This window comes from Enterococcus gilvus ATCC BAA-350, from assembly GCF_000407545.1.
GTDB lineage: Bacteria > Bacillota > Bacilli > Lactobacillales > Enterococcaceae > Enterococcus_A > Enterococcus_A gilvus.
In genome coordinates this window covers 3,012,638-3,027,500 of the sequence record NZ_ASWH01000001.1, presented here as the reverse complement: position 1 = coordinate 3,027,500, position 14,863 = coordinate 3,012,638, and the positions used below count along the sequence as shown (strand labels likewise).

The window sequence follows — 14,863 nt, the reverse complement described above, 5'->3', positions numbered from 1 at the left end:
TTTCAACGAGGGTATTTAGTTGAGAGCAAGCGCGGCGGTGGAGGCTATATTCGAATCAGCAAAGTTAAGATTTCTGATCAGCATTATTTTTTAGAGCAATTGATGGATTCTTTTGGAAGTGAAATTTCCGAAGCAAATGCTTTTGGAATCATTCAGAAGCTATTTGAAGAAGAGATTATTACAGAAAATGAAGGTAATTTGATGTTAAGTTCGGTATCGAAGAATGTACTTGGTATCAGTCAGATTGAAAATAGACTACGCTCAAGGATTCTTCATGGATTTTTGGAACGTTTAAGTTATGAGAAAAAGGAGTGAGGGATATGGACCAGCTGTACACAGAACGTGCAAAAGCAGTATTAGCAATCGCGCAGCAAGAGGCGAAATACTTTAAACATCGCTCGGTTGGATCGGAGCATCTATTGTTAGCGTTAGTGATTGAGCAGCAAGGAATTGCAGGCAAAACATTGCGTCAAATGAATTCGAGTGAAAATGATATACGTGAAGAAATTGAACATATGACGGGGTATGGTTCTGTTAAATCTTATCCTGAAGGCGGCTACCTACCTTACTCTCCTAGAGCAAAACAAATTTTAATTTTCGCAGATGATGAGGCAAAACGGTTCAATGCTAAATTAGTTGGAACGGAACACCTCTTGTTAGGCCTTTTAAGAGATGATGAAATATTGGCTTCGCATATCTTAGTAAATCTGGGTTTGAGTTTACCTAAAATGCGCCAGCTTTTGCTTAAAAAAATGGGCGTAAATGAGGCATCTAATGCAGGTCAAGGAGCGGGGAACCGACGTAAAGCGCCAACGAAAGCTACCCAACAAAGCAATTCTCAAGGGACGCCAACCTTAGACGGTTTAGCGCGTGATTTAACTAAATTGGCGCGGGAAAAACGCTTGGACCCTGTAGTAGGAAGAGATGGGGAAGTGCGACGTGTCGTTCAAATCTTGAGCCGTCGTACAAAAAATAATCCTGTGTTAGTTGGTGAACCCGGTGTAGGGAAAACGGCTATTGTTGAAGGTCTGGCGCAACGGATCATTACCGGAGATGTTCCAGAGGATATGCGAGAGAAACGATTGATGATGTTGGATATGGGTGCCTTAGTTGCTGGTACGAAATATCGTGGAGAATTTGAAGATCGCTTGAAAAAAGTGATTGATGAGATTTATCATGATGGACAAATCATTTTATTTATTGATGAATTGCATACATTAATCGGTGCTGGCGGGGCAGAAGGTGCTATTGATGCATCTAATATTTTAAAACCTGCGCTTGCTCGCGGAGAACTACAAACAATTGGTGCGACTACATTAGATGAGTATCAAAAATACATCGAAAAAGATTCTGCTTTAGAACGTCGTTTTGCTCGTGTACAAGTCGAGGAGCCTACACCGGAAGAAGCAGAGGAAATCTTGAAGGGGTTGCGGCCTCGTTACGAAGAGCATCATGGGGTGGAAATCACGGATGAAGCATTGCACACAGCGGTGTCATTATCTGTACGATACATCAACTCACGTCAACTGCCAGATAAGGCCATTGATCTGATGGATGAATCTTCAGCTAAAGTACGGTTGGATTCTACGGATGAAGTATCCGAGTTAACAGAGCTTGAAGAAGAAGTTCAAGAATTGGTGATTGAAAAAGAGAAGGCGATCCAAAATCAAGATTTTGAATCAGCAGCTCGCCTACGATTAAGGGAGAAACAATTATCTGAGACGTTAGAACAAGCGAAGGTCAAAGCCGCTAAGCAAGAGAATGGTTATATTGATCAGGTAACGGATGAGGATGTAGCAGCGGTAGTTTCTCAATGGACGGGTGTCCCATTACAACAACTAGAGAAAAAAGAAAGCCAACGTCTATTAGATTTAGAGAATGTTCTTCATAAACGTGTCGTTGGACAAGAAGAAGCGGTTAAGGCTATTTCTAGAGCTATCCGTCGGGCGCGTAGCGGATTGAAAGATCCAAATCGACCGATTGGCTCCTTTATGTTCTTAGGACCTACAGGGGTTGGTAAGACGGAGTTGGCAAAAGCATTAGCAGAGGCAATGTTTGGTAGCGAAGAAGCGTTGATTCGTGTCGATATGTCTGAATATATGGAAAAATACAGCACAAGCAGACTAATTGGGTCGCCTCCAGGGTATGTTGGTTATGAAGAAGGCGGGCAATTGACAGAAAAAATCCGTCAAAAACCTTACTCCGTTATTTTGTTGGATGAAGTAGAGAAAGCCCATCCCGATGTTTTCAATATTCTATTACAAGTCTTAGATGACGGTCATTTGACGGATTCTAAGGGTCGCAAAGTGGACTTCCGCAACACGATTTTAATTATGACATCAAATATTGGTGCGACAGAAATTCGTGAAGAGAAAAATGTTGGTTTTAATGTAAAGGATATTACAAAAGATCATCAAGCAATGGAAAAACGAATTTTGGAAGAATTGAAAAAAGCCTTTCGTCCAGAATTCTTGAACCGAATTGATGAAACAGTTGTCTTTAAATCATTGGACCAAGAACAAATTCACGAAATCGTGAAAATCATGAGTCGTTCTGTTTTAGATCGCATGAAAGAACATGAGATCAAAGTAAAAATCACCCCTGCTGCTTATGATGTGATTGGAAAAGTTGGTTTTGATCCTGAATATGGGGCACGGCCAATCCGTCGAGCCTTGCAAAAGGAAATTGAAGATCGACTGGCAGAAGCATTGTTGTCAGGTCAAATTCAATTGGGCGACGCCGTTACGATCGGTGCTAGTAAGGGAAAGATCACACTGACTGTGAAGAATACTAATGAAGAGAAAATACCGGAAAAAGTTTAAGAGCAAAGAGGATAGCGCAGAGGCGTTATCCTCTTTTTTTATGGAGTCAGTTGGAAACTATTGAAAGCTATGATAGTATGAGAAAGTCTAAAAGGAGGATATACCATGATCGAATTAATTGCGACAGCAGAATCAATGGCGCAAGCTGAAGAATTGCTAGCTGCTGGCGTAGATACTTTATACATAGGGGAAGAAGCTTTTGGCTTGCGATTGCCGCATTCTTTTTCTCGTGAAGAACAACGAGCGTTGATTGAAATGGCCCATGCACAAGGAAAAAAAGTGAATGTAGCAATAACTGGCATTATGCATCCAGATAAGATGAAAAAAATACCAGAATATTTAGCTTTTTTATCAGAGGTCGGACCGGATCACGTCGTTGTTGGCGATACGGGTGTCATTTATTTACTTCAAGAATATGATTTGCCTTATATCTATGACGCGGAAACATTAGTAACGAATGCAAGACAAATTAATTTTTGGCAGAAAAAAGGTGCTGTGGGGGCTATCCTCGCTCGCGAAGTTCCTTTTGAAGAGATGCAGCGTTTAAGTCAGCACGTGGAGGTTCCTGTCGAAGTGCTTGTTTATGGCGCAACATGCATTCATCAATCCAAAAGACCTTTGCTGGAAAATTATTTTAATTATACAAACCAAACAGAAGTTTCTTCAAAAGAACGGGGCCTGTTTATTTCAGAGCCGAAAAAAACGGAAACGCACTATTCTATTTATGAAGATCAGCATGGCACACATATTTTTGCGGACAATGATCTAAATTTGATTAAGGAATTGGCTGAATTAAATCAAGCGGGCTACCAGACCTGGAAATTGGACGGGTTGTTTACACCTGGCGCGGATTTTGTTGCGATTGCAAAAACATTTGCACATGCGAAAAAAGCGATTGAATCGGATTCTTGGGATGAAGCAGCGGCAACCGCTGCACAACAAGATATTCAAAAATATCATCCTGTTGGTCGAGGAATGGATACAGGTTTTTACCATTTAGACCCAACAGCGATTAAATAGGAGTAATAACAGCATGACAAAGAGAACTTTGAAACGTCCAGAGGTTTTAGCACCTGCTGGAACTTTGGAAAAATTGAAAACGGCGATTCACTATGGCGCAGATGCCGTGTATATTGGCGGAGATGCTTACGGCTTGCGCTCTCGAGCAGGCAACTTCTCATTTGAAGAAATGGAGGAAGGTGTAGCTTTTGCCAATCACTATGGGGCAAAAGTATATGTAGCTGCCAATATGGTGACGCACGAAGGAAATGAAGAAGGCGCGGGAGCATTTTTTAAGAAGCTGCGCGATATCGGCATCTCAGCAGTGATTATTTCTGATCCGGCGTTAATTGAGATTTGTGCCAGTGAAGCTCCAGGTCTAGAGATCCATTTATCGACTCAAGCGTCAGCAACAAATGCAGAAACATTGAAATTTTGGCAAAATGAAGGATTGGAACGCGTGGTCTTGGCGCGTGAAGTATCCATGGAAGAGCTGGCGGAAATTCGTCGCAATACAGACATTCAAATTGAAGCTTTCATTCATGGTGCAATGTGCATTTCCTATTCAGGTCGTTGCACGCTATCTAACCATATGTCGATGCGTGATGCCAACCGCGGCGGCTGTTCGCAATCGTGCCGCTGGAAATATGAATTGTTTGATATGCCGTTTGCACAAGAACATCGGTCACTGACAGAAAATGGAGACGTGACGGAAGAGTTTTCAATGAGCGCGGTAGATATGTCAATGATCGAGCATATCCCTGACTTGATTGAAAACGGTGTGGACAGCTTGAAGATTGAAGGGCGGATGAAATCCATCCATTATGTTTCCACAGTAGCGAATGTCTATAAGGCGGCTGTAGACAGCTACATTGCGGACCCGGAAAATTATGTCTGCAAACAAGAATGGATCGATGAATTATGGAAGGTCGCGCAACGGGAGTTGTCTACAGGATTTTATTATCATGTTCCCACAGAAAATGAACAGCTTTTTGGCCCGCGTCGAAAAATCCCTGTTTATAAATTTATCGGTGAAGTATTAAGCTATGATGAAAAGAGTGGTATTGCCACCGTACGTCAACGTAATCACTTTAGAGTAGGCGATGAAATTGAATTTTATGGGCCAAAATTCCATCATTTTGAACAAACAGTGACGGAAATGAAGAATGATGAGGGTGAAAGGATCGACCGAGCACCAAATCCTATGATGGTATTGACGATGCCTGTTGCTCAACCTGTACACCCAGGAGATATGATTCGTAAGAAAAAAGATTGAGAATTTCTCAGTCTTTTTTTAATGAATTTCTATCATCAGGGCAAAAAGTAAATCTTTTTTCCAAGAATGTATTAAAATGGATGTATTGAGTCTAAATTAATCAGGTCATTTTTTTAATTTACATAGTATAACTAAGCAATTCATGCTAACTAGGAGGCAGATGAATGAAAGAATATGATTACATTGTAGTTGGTGGCGGAAGCGGCGGTATCGCTTCGGCAAATCGTGCGGGGATGCACGGCGCAAAGGTACTGTTGATTGAAGGAAATAAAATTGGCGGAACGTGTGTCAACGTAGGCTGTGTTCCCAAAAAAGTAATGTGGCAGGCGAGCACGATGCTGGAAACGATCGAGCGAGATGCGTCTAGTTATGGTGTTCAAGCGGATGTCACAAAATTTGATTTTAAAGAGTTGGTTGAACGTCGCGAAAAGTATATTGACTTCTTACATGGGGCTTATTATCGTGGGTTGGATAGTAACCATGTTGAGCGAATTGAAGGGTATGCTACGTTTAAATCGGACCACATTGTTAGCGTTAATGGAACGGAGTATACGGCGGCTAATATTTTGATTGCCACTGGCGGTCGTCCGAGTCAAATGCAAATACCTGGTGGTGAATTTGCGATTGATTCCAATGGATTCTTTGAATTGACAGAACAACCGAAAGAAGTCGTTGTTCTAGGTGCAGGATATATTGCAGCAGAGCTGAGTGGCGTTTTGCAAGGGATGGGCACGCAAGTCCATTGGGCCTTTCGTCATCGTCGTCCGTTGCGAACATTCGATACTATGCTTGCAGATAATTTGGTCGAGATTTATCGCGACAATAAAATGAAGCTGTATGATCATCATGTAGCCAAAGAAATCAAACAAAATGCCGATGGAACATATACTGTGTATTTTGAGAACGGAAATACTTTAACAGGAGACAAGGTCTTGTTTGCCGGAGGGCGGTTGCCAAACACGGATAAATTAGGACTGGAAAATACATCGGTGACGTTAAATGAAAAAGGGTTTGTCATCGTCGATAAATTCCAAAATACAACGAGTGAAGGCGTTTATGCTGTTGGGGATGTGATTGGTAAGATTGACTTGACGCCAGTGGCGATTGCAGCAGGCCGTCGTTTGTCTGAACGAATCTTCAACGGTAAATCAGAAGAGTTTTTGGATTATGAAAATGTTCCAACGGTGATTTTTACACATCCAACGATCGCAACGATCGGGTTGACGGAAGAAGAGGCGATTAAGCGCCATGGAAAAGATACTATCAAGACGTACCACTCACGTTTTACCCCAATGTATTTTGCGCTAAGCGAGTACCGTCAAAAGTGTGAGATGAAATTGGTCTGTCTTGGTGAAGAAGAAAAAATAATCGGACTGCATGCTATTGGTATCGGTGTTGATGAGATGCTGCAGGGATTTGCTGTAGCTATTAAGATGGGTGCTACGAAGAAAGACTTTGATGATACAGTTGCGATTCACCCAACAGGCAGCGAAGAATTTGTAACTATGAGATAAATAAAAAAATGTGTCCGAATGGGCACATTTTTTTATTGAATCGAGCTTAAGCTGATCTCTCCAGAGGAAAGAGAAAGGTGTTCGTTTCCTAGATCAACGACTAATTCGCCAGTGTCAGTAATGGCAACCGCTGTTCCCAAATAGGTGCGGTCCTTGCGTTTAAACGTGACTTTTTTCCCAAGTACGAAAGATTTTTTTCGATAAGAAGCTAAATACGTGCTTGGTTCTGCTAGTAATTCAAAGAATCGATTCCAGATCAGGACAATCAACTGGTTTCGTGTCGCACTTGCCTCGCCTGTTGGAAAGAGGGAGGTTGCTTTCTCTTGTAGTGCTGCAGGGTAGTTTTCTTGTGGAATTGAAAAATTGATCCCCATGCCGATAATGATATGCTTTAAGGAATTTGTTTCGATATCCGTCATTGCTTCTGAAAGAATCCCCGCTACTTTTTTATGATTCAAATAGATATCATTGACCCATTTGATCTGGCTGTCCACGCCTAATAATTCATCGATCGCTTCAGCCACGGCAACGGCCATTAAGAGGGTATATTGCGGCAGTTCTTGCAATTGCTCTTTTGGCTCCAATAACAAACTCATATAGATCCCTTGTTGTTTCGCTGCAAAAAAGGGGCGGTTGAAACGGCCGTGAGGAGCTTCTTGCATATCCGCTACGATCAATAGAGGTGTTTTTTTTCCTTCAACCACAGCCAGCTGCGCATCTTTCATTGTTGACGCTGAAGTTTCTAGCACAGACACTTTCATCGGAGGATAAATATTTTCCTGGATTTCTTTTGCATCCAAAATATCAGAAGGACGATACCGGTACCCATTGCCTAAGTGTTGGATTTGGTATCCTTTTTTTTCTAATTCTTTAATGGCTTTCCAAATCGCTGTGCGAGAGACGCCTAATTCTTGAGCCAACGCTTCGCCAGATAACACAGCATTTTCAGCTTTTAAAAAGGCCAAGACTTTTTCTTTTGTTGCCAATCGAACACCTTCTTCCTTTTTCTATTCTGGGCTCAGTGTAACAAAAAAACAGGCTACATAAAAGTAGCCTGTCACAAAAGAAGGAAGTAAAGCATGTAATTTTTACCCTAATAATAACGCATCGTCTTTCAATTCGACACCCGAATTTTGATGGAAAAGTTCCATTAATTTTGGCACAGTCAGGTGTTTTTTTTCTTCTTGTTTCAAGTCTAATGCGATTTGACCTTGGTGAAGCATGATTAGACGGTTGCCGTATTGGATAGCATCTTCCATATTATGGGTAACCATGAAAGCCGTCAGTTCCTGCTCACGAATCAGGCGATCCGTCAATTCCATCACTGTCAGCGATGTTTTTGGATCTAGTGCAGCCGTATGTTCATCTAGTAAAATCAAATCAGGTCGTTGCAGGGTTGCCATCAATAGGGTGATCGCTTGGCGTTGTCCGCCGGAAAGCAAGCCGATCTCTGCATCAAGGCGATTTTCCAAATTTAGATTCAACATCGCTAATTGTTCTTGGAAAAAGCTGCGGTCTTTGCTTTTAACACCAAGAGAAAATCCACGCTTATGCCCACGTTTCATTGCTAAGGCTAAATTTTCTTCTACAGATAAGCGTACGGCAGTCCCCATCTTCGGGTCTTGGAAGACACGGCTGATTTTTTTTGAGCGTCGAGTCACGGAATGTTTCGTGATATCCTCTTCGTTTAAAAACATTTGGCCTTCTTCAATCGGCAACGTTCCTGCCACACTGTTTAGCAGGGTGGATTTACCTGCTCCATTTCCGCCGATGATCGTCACGAATTCACCAGGGGCTAAACTTAAGTTGATGCCACGCAAGACATGATTTTCATTGACTGTTCCACGTTCAAAATATTGATGAAGATTACTGATTCTTAGTACCGGTTGCATGGACGTCCGCCCCTTTCTTTTTGGATTTAATGGTAAATTTTGAGCGAATTTGCGGTAACGATAAGCAAATAACTAAAACGATCGCTGAAGCTAACTTAGAATCGGTCGGCTCCACATTCATTTCGAAAACCAATGCTAAGATGAAACGGTAAATAATAGCGCCGGCAACGATCGTGATCAAGCGGATAAAGATAGGTCTATTACGAAGCAGGACTTCTGCGATGATGATAGACGCTAATCCTATAACGATCGTCCCTACTCCTGAATTTAGATCAGCAAACCCGTTGTTTTGCGCGAGTAAGGCACCCGAAAGCGCGATGCTGCCGTTCGAAATCATGTACCCTAACAGCTTCATATTCTCGGTTTTGATTCCATTGGCCTCACTCATATCAGGATTGTCTCCCGTTGCTCGAACCGCTAAACCAATCTCTGTTCGGAAAAATAAAACCAATAGTAAAATAGCCAGCAGTACGATCACTAATCCTACTAAAATAACGGCATTATTTTTAGTCAATCCCATATTCTGAGCCGCGGTGAATACAGTATCTTCACCGAGCAATGCGATGTTTGGTGCGCCCATGACGCGAGACGTAATCGAATATAGCCCCGTCATAGTAATAATCCCGGCAAGCAGTGCAGGAATCTTAAATTTCGTATTTAAAATTCCTGTGACCAAGCCAGCCAACATCCCGCCGCCAAACGCAAGCAACGTAGCCACTACGGGATGCATTCCATTAACGATAGCGATGGCTGCGATCCCGCCGCCAAGGGGAAAACTACCCTCGGCAGTCAGATCGGCAATATCTAAAATTCGAAAAGTCATGTAGACCCCAATCGCAAGTAACGACCAGAGCATACCTTGTGACGTCGCTGATAATAACAGAGTGATAACATTCATGATTCTTCCTTCTTTCTTCGTCGAGCTATATTAAAGGGTGATTATTTCGGTTCTTTGATGCTGTTCGGATCGATTCCTAAAGCTTCAGCCATGTCTTTGTTAACGACTAATTTAAGGGAGTCTGCGGATTCAACAGGCGTATCCGCGGGTTTTGCATCGCCATCTAAAATTTTAGCAGCCATTTTCCCAGTTTGTTTTCCGAGGGATTTGTAGTCGATCCCTACAGTTGCTAAACCGCCGCCGTCAACTTGGTCTGTTGATCCAGCAACGAGCGGGATTTTCTTTTCTTTTACGACATTTCCAACCACCGGTGCTGCACTGGCGAAGGTATTGTCTGTAGGAACATAGATGCCGTCTGTTTCATTCGCTAAAGATTCCGTTACTTGTTGCACATCGTTGGTAGTATTTGCTGTTTTGACTTTTACTTCGACCCCAGCTTTTTTCAATGCCTTTTCAGCTAAGTCTGCTTGGATTTTTGAATTGGCTTCGCCGGCGTTATACATAATGCCAATTGATTTTGCATCAGGAACGATGGACAACAGCAAGTCGATTTGTTTGTCGATTGGGACCATGTCAGTTGTTCCTGTGACATTTCCGCCTGGTTTTTTATCGCTCTTCACGAGTTTTGCTTCTTTTAGATCCGTTACGGCTGTAACTGTGATCGGAATATCTTGTGTTGCATTCAAAAGTGATTGCGCGGCAGGAGTAGCAATCCCTAATAACAAATCTGCTTTATCTTTAACTAATTTTTCGCTCATACTTTTTAGATTGTCTTGATTGTTTTGGGCGTTTTGATATTCGATCTTCAAATTATCGCCTTCTTTATAGCCGCCTTCAGCCAGCCCTTCTTTGAAACCGTCGTACGCACTATCTAATGACGCGTGCTGTACCAACTGTAAAACACCCACGGTTTTCACATCATCGTTACTTGCTGCTTCTTTGTTGCCGCAAGCTCCCAACATCAATAAACTTACTAATCCAATTCCTGCTAATACTGTCTTTTTCATCATCTTTTCTCCTCTTTCGTTTTAAAGTTTTTCCTTTTCTCTAGGAAAAGGCCTCTGCTGCTCAAACTGTTCAACCTTCATCGAACCCTTTTTCAATAAAAAAATCACCCGCTTAGAAGTCTAAAACTCTAAGTGGGTGATACGAATACAAAAATAGTATGATCCCTCAGCCACTTAGATTTCTCTATGCGGCCGTTGGTACGTTGAAATGCTCTAGCCATCATAGATACAAAAAACACTCAAGTCGTTTGTATCCATCGTGATGAATACAAACCTATCTAAAATAGCTAAAGTAATAGCGGTTATTCAGTTGTGAGTTTTTATGATTTATCATAGGAATAACCTCCAACTTGTTAAGATGTAGATTAGTATACGTTAAGAAAAATGAGATGTCAATAACAAAGAGAAGAATATTCTGAATATTCAAAAATGTAAAACGATTTGAATCAATTAATACTTGCAGAAATTTTTAAGAAAACATTATGCAAAGTGAAGGCATTCGTTGAGGCTATTGACTTTTATGTTCAGAGCGTGTATTATATTAATTTGCTAAAACTATCTGAACTGATAAAGGGCAGGAGCGAAATATTGTCCGTTCCGGCTTTTAAATAAGGAAACAAAAGTAGAAGCTCATGAATATTTTCAAGAGAACGTTCTATTTTTGGTTTTTTTTTGCCTAAAAGCCGCAAAAAATGTCGCGCGTTACAGTAATTTAATTTTTGTAATATTATTGTAATTTATCTTCGGATCGGTTTTCAAACTTTTAAGAGGGGTGAAGAACTTGGCTGGACACGTAGTGAAATACGGAAAACACCGAGAACGTAGAAGCTTCGCACGAATCAGTGAAGTGTTGGAATTACCGAATTTGATCGAAATTCAAACAGATTCTTATCAATGGTTCTTAGATGAGGGCTTGCGAGAAATGTTTGAAGACATTTTGCCAATTGAAGACTTTAATGGAAACTTGTCACTTGAATTTGTTGACTATGAATTGAAAGAACCTAAATACACGGTTGCAGAGGCTCGTTCACACGATGCAAATTATTCTGCACCATTGCATGTTGTTTTACGTTTAGTGAACCGCGAAACGGGAGAAATCAAATCTCAAGAAGTATTCTTTGGAGATTTCCCATTAATGACAGAACAAGGAACATTCATCATCAACGGAGCAGAACGGGTTATTGTATCCCAGTTGGTTCGTTCTCCTGGTGTTTATTTCCACGGTAAAGTGGATAAAAACGGGAAAGAAGGTTTCGGTTCTACGGTCATTCCTAACCGTGGCGCATGGTTAGAAATGGAAACTGACGCAAAAGATATCTCTTATGTGCGTATCGACCGTACACGTAAAATTCCTTTGACCACGTTAGTTCGTGCCTTAGGATTTGGTTCAGATGATACGATCTTTGAAATCTTTGGCGAAAGTGATTCACTTCGCAACACGATCGAGAAGGACTTGCACAAAAACCCAAGTGATTCTCGTACAGAAGAAGGGTTGAAAGATGTATACGAACGTTTACGTCCCGGCGAACCAAAAACAGCAGACAGCTCTCGCAGCTTGTTAACTGCTCGTTTCTTCGATCCAAAGCGTTACGACTTAGCAAATGTTGGTCGTTACAAAGTAAATAAAAAATTAGACCTTAAAACACGTCTTTTGAACCTCACTTTAGCTGAAACATTAGTGGATGCTGAAACAGGCGAAATCGTTGTTGAAAAGGGTACAGTTCTTACCCATCAAGTAATGGAAGAATTAGGGCCAAAACTTGAAGCTGGTTTGAACTCAGTAACCTATTATCCATCTGAAGATGCAGTTGTGACAGATCCGATGACGGTTCAAGTCATCAAAGTCTTTTCACCAAAAGATCCAGAACGTGAAGTCACTGTGATCGGAAACGCGTACCCAGATTCTTCTGTACGTACGGTTCGTCCTGCTGACATCATTGCTTCAATGAGCTACTTCTTGAACTTGATGGAAGGTATCGGCAATGTCGATGACATCGACCATTTAGGGAACCGTCGTATTCGTTCAGTGGGTGAGTTATTACAAAACCAATTCCGTATTGGATTAGCTCGTATGGAACGTGTTGTTCGCGAACGTATGTCGATCCAAGACCAAGAAACATTGACGCCGCAACAATTGATCAACATTCGTCCAGTTGTTGCCAGCATCAAAGAATTCTTTGGTTCTTCTCAGTTGTCACAGTTCATGGACCAAACCAATCCATTAGGGGAATTGACGCATAAACGTCGTTTATCTGCCTTAGGACCTGGTGGTTTGACTCGTGACCGTGCCGGATATGAAGTTCGAGACGTTCACTATTCTCACTATGGCCGTATGTGTCCGATTGAAACCCCCGAAGGTCCAAACATCGGGTTGATCAATAGCTTGGCTTCTTATGCGAAGGTCAATAAATTTGGATTCATCGAAACACCTTACCGTCGTGTGGACCGCTCAACAGGTCGAGTAACAGATACGATCGACTATTTAACAGCTGACATCGAGGACCATTACGTAGTAGCCCAAGCGAACAGTAAATTGAACGATGACGGCACGTTTGCAGAAGAAGTCGTTATGGCTCGTGCCACTTCTGAAAACTTGGAAGTAACGATCGATAAAGTCGATTACATGGATGTATCACCAAAACAAGTAGTCGCAGTCGCTACTGCGTGTATCCCGTTCTTGGAAAACGATGACTCCAACCGTGCCTTGATGGGTGCCAACATGCAGCGTCAAGCTGTGCCGTTGATCCAACCACGTTCTCCTTGGGTCGGTACAGGGATGGAATATAAAGCAGCGCATGACTCAGGGGCCGCTTTATTATGTAAAAATGACGGTGTCGTTGAATTTGTTGATGCGCACGAAGTTCGTGTACGTCGCGACAACGGTGCATTAGATAAATACGATATCACAAAATTCCGTCGTTCAAACTCAGGAACAAGTTATAACCAACGTCCATTAGTTGGACTAGGCGAACAAGTAGAAGTCGGCGATATTTTAGCTGACGGACCTTCTATGGAAAACGGCGAATTGGCTTTAGGTCAAAACGTGGTCGTAGCCTTCATGACTTGGGAAGGGTACAACTATGAAGATGCCATCATCATGAGCCGTCGTTTAGTGAAAGATGATGTTTATACATCAATCCATATTGAAGAATACGAATCAGAAGCCCGTGATACGAAATTAGGACCTGAAGAAATCACTCGGGAAATCCCTAATGTTGGGGAAGACGCATTGAAGAACTTAGACGAAATGGGTATTATCCGTATCGGTGCCGAAGTTCACGATGGCGATTTATTGGTAGGAAAAGTCACTCCTAAAGGGGTAACTGAATTATCAGCAGAAGAACGCTTATTGCATGCGATCTTTGGTGAAAAAGCCCGCGAAGTTCGCGATACCTCTCTACGTGTGCCTCACGGCGGCGGTGGGATCGTTCATGACGTGAAGATCTTTACCCGTGAAGCAGGCGACGAATTATCTCCAGGTGTGAATATGTTAGTGCGCGTCTACATCGTGCAAAAACGTAAAATTCACGAAGGCGATAAAATGGCCGGCCGTCACGGAAACAAAGGGGTCGTTTCTCGCATCATGCCAGAAGAAGACATGCCGTATTTACCAGACGGCACACCAGTGGATGTCATGTTGAATCCATTAGGGGTACCTTCTCGTATGAATATCGGGCAAGTACTGGAATTGCACTTAGGGATGGCTGCTCGCCAACTAGGTATCCATGTAGCTACGCCAGTCTTCGATGGTGCGCAAGATAGCGATGTTTGGGAAACAGTACGTGAATCTCGTATGGCGGCAGACGCTAAGACTGTCCTTTATGATGGACGTACAGGTGAACCATTCGATAACCGTATTTCTGTCGGAGTGATGTACATGATCAAATTGGCCCACATGGTCGATGATAAATTGCACGCTCGTTCAATTGGACCTTACTCTCTTGTTACACAACAACCATTGGGTGGTAAAGCACAATTTGGTGGACAACGTTTCGGGGAAATGGAAGTTTGGGCACTGGAAGCTTACGGTGCTGCGTATACGTTACAAGAAATCTTGACTTACAAATCAGATGATGTGGTTGGTCGTGTAAAAACTTACGAAGCCATCGTCAAAGGTGAACCTATTCCAAAACCAGGCGTGCCTGAATCTTTCCGTGTATTGGTGAAAGAATTACAAGCTCTTGGTTTAGATATGCAAGTCTTAGATATTAATGACAAAGAAATCGAGTTGCGAGACATGGATGACGATGATGATGACTTGATCACAGTGGATGCCTTAACGAAGTATGCAGAACAGCAACAATCTGCAAAACAAGTGGAAGAGCAAGCTGCTGCTGAAAAAGCGGAACAAAAATCTGACTTGATCCAAGAAATCGAAACTGCCGAAGACTTATAAGCAACACACTTGTCTGAAGAGGATGTGCCAGAAGTGCTCAGCTTATTTCCGAAGAAGCT

The 14,863-nt window shown here is 42.2% G+C and carries 10 protein-coding genes (1 of these 10 only partly in view); 6 read left to right on the top strand and 4 right to left on the bottom strand.

What is annotated here, in order from left to right:
- From I592_RS14985 to gor, 5 genes are all read left to right on the top strand, one after another.
- Positions 1–315 carry the 3' portion of a CtsR family transcriptional regulator gene (locus tag I592_RS14985; RefSeq protein ID WP_279625400.1) on the top strand. 153 nt of this gene lie to the left of the window's left edge, so only the last 315 of its 468 coding nucleotides appear in the window; the start codon falls outside the window, past its left edge; the stop codon is at positions 313–315.
- A 5-nt stretch (positions 316–320) separates the two neighbouring features.
- Complete coding sequence (locus tag I592_RS14980; protein ID WP_010779368.1) at positions 321–2,822, top strand: ATP-dependent Clp protease ATP-binding subunit; 2,502 nt, start codon at positions 321–323, stop codon at positions 2,820–2,822.
- A 105-nt stretch (positions 2,823–2,927) separates the two neighbouring features.
- Complete coding sequence (locus I592_RS14975) at positions 2,928–3,842, top strand: peptidase U32 family protein (protein ID WP_010779369.1); 915 nt, start codon at positions 2,928–2,930, stop codon at positions 3,840–3,842.
- Positions 3,843–3,855: 13 nt separating this feature from the next.
- On the top strand, positions 3,856–5,097 hold the full coding sequence (locus tag I592_RS14970; RefSeq protein WP_010779370.1) for a peptidase U32 family protein: 1,242 nt from the start codon (positions 3,856–3,858) through the stop codon (positions 5,095–5,097).
- 164 nt (positions 5,098–5,261) lie between these two features.
- Positions 5,262–6,611 carry a glutathione-disulfide reductase gene (gene gor, locus I592_RS14965; protein WP_010779371.1) on the top strand — a complete coding sequence of 450 codons (1,350 nt, stop codon included), beginning with the start codon at positions 5,262–5,264 and terminating at the stop codon, positions 6,609–6,611.
- Positions 6,612–6,643: 32 nt separating this feature from the next.
- On the opposite strand, the gene I592_RS14960 is transcribed toward gor, so the two are convergent.
- The 4 genes from I592_RS14960 to I592_RS14945 all read right to left on the bottom strand — a co-directional run bounded on the left by I592_RS14960 (position 6,644) and on the right by I592_RS14945 (position 10,408).
- Positions 6,644–7,597: a biotin--[acetyl-CoA-carboxylase] ligase gene (locus I592_RS14960; protein ID WP_010779372.1), complete on the bottom strand. Its 954-nt coding sequence runs from the start codon at positions 7,595–7,597 to the stop codon at positions 6,644–6,646.
- Between the two features lie 102 nt (positions 7,598–7,699).
- Positions 7,700–8,503: an ABC transporter ATP-binding protein gene (locus I592_RS14955; protein WP_010779373.1), complete on the bottom strand. Its 804-nt coding sequence runs from the start codon at positions 8,501–8,503 to the stop codon at positions 7,700–7,702.
- Positions 8,478–9,401 (bottom strand): ABC transporter permease, encoded by a 924-nt coding sequence (locus tag I592_RS14950; RefSeq protein ID WP_010779374.1) that lies wholly within the window; start codon positions 9,399–9,401, stop codon positions 8,478–8,480. The genes I592_RS14955 and I592_RS14950 overlap by 26 nt, the downstream gene beginning before the upstream one ends.
- Before the next feature lie 41 nt (positions 9,402–9,442).
- The gene (locus tag I592_RS14945; protein ID WP_010779375.1) at positions 9,443–10,408 is read right to left on the bottom strand and encodes an ABC transporter substrate-binding protein; all 966 of its coding nucleotides are present in this window, start codon (positions 10,406–10,408) and stop codon (positions 9,443–9,445) included.
- Between the two features lie 781 nt (positions 10,409–11,189).
- Here I592_RS14945 and rpoB point away from each other — a divergent pair.
- Complete coding sequence (gene rpoB / locus I592_RS14940; RefSeq protein WP_010779376.1) at positions 11,190–14,804, top strand: DNA-directed RNA polymerase subunit beta; 3,615 nt, start codon at positions 11,190–11,192, stop codon at positions 14,802–14,804.
- The last annotated feature ends 59 nt before the right edge of the window (positions 14,805–14,863 follow it).

Coding starts and splice junctions, on each gene's coding strand:
- I592_RS14980 (WP_010779368.1), top strand. CDS start 321: ATGGACCAGCTGTACACAGAACGTGCAAAAGCAGTATTAGCAATCGCG.
- I592_RS14975 (WP_010779369.1), top strand. CDS start 2,928: ATGATCGAATTAATTGCGACAGCAGAATCAATGGCGCAAGCTGAAGAA.
- I592_RS14970 (WP_010779370.1), top strand. CDS start 3,856: ATGACAAAGAGAACTTTGAAACGTCCAGAGGTTTTAGCACCTGCTGGA.
- gor (WP_010779371.1), top strand. CDS start 5,262: ATGAAAGAATATGATTACATTGTAGTTGGTGGCGGAAGCGGCGGTATC.
- I592_RS14955 (WP_010779373.1), bottom strand. CDS start 8,503: ATGCAACCGGTACTAAGAATCAGTAATCTTCATCAATATTTTGAACGT.
- I592_RS14950 (WP_010779374.1), bottom strand. CDS start 9,401: ATGAATGTTATCACTCTGTTATTATCAGCGACGTCACAAGGTATGCTC.
- I592_RS14945 (WP_010779375.1), bottom strand. CDS start 10,408: ATGAAAAAGACAGTATTAGCAGGAATTGGATTAGTAAGTTTATTGATG.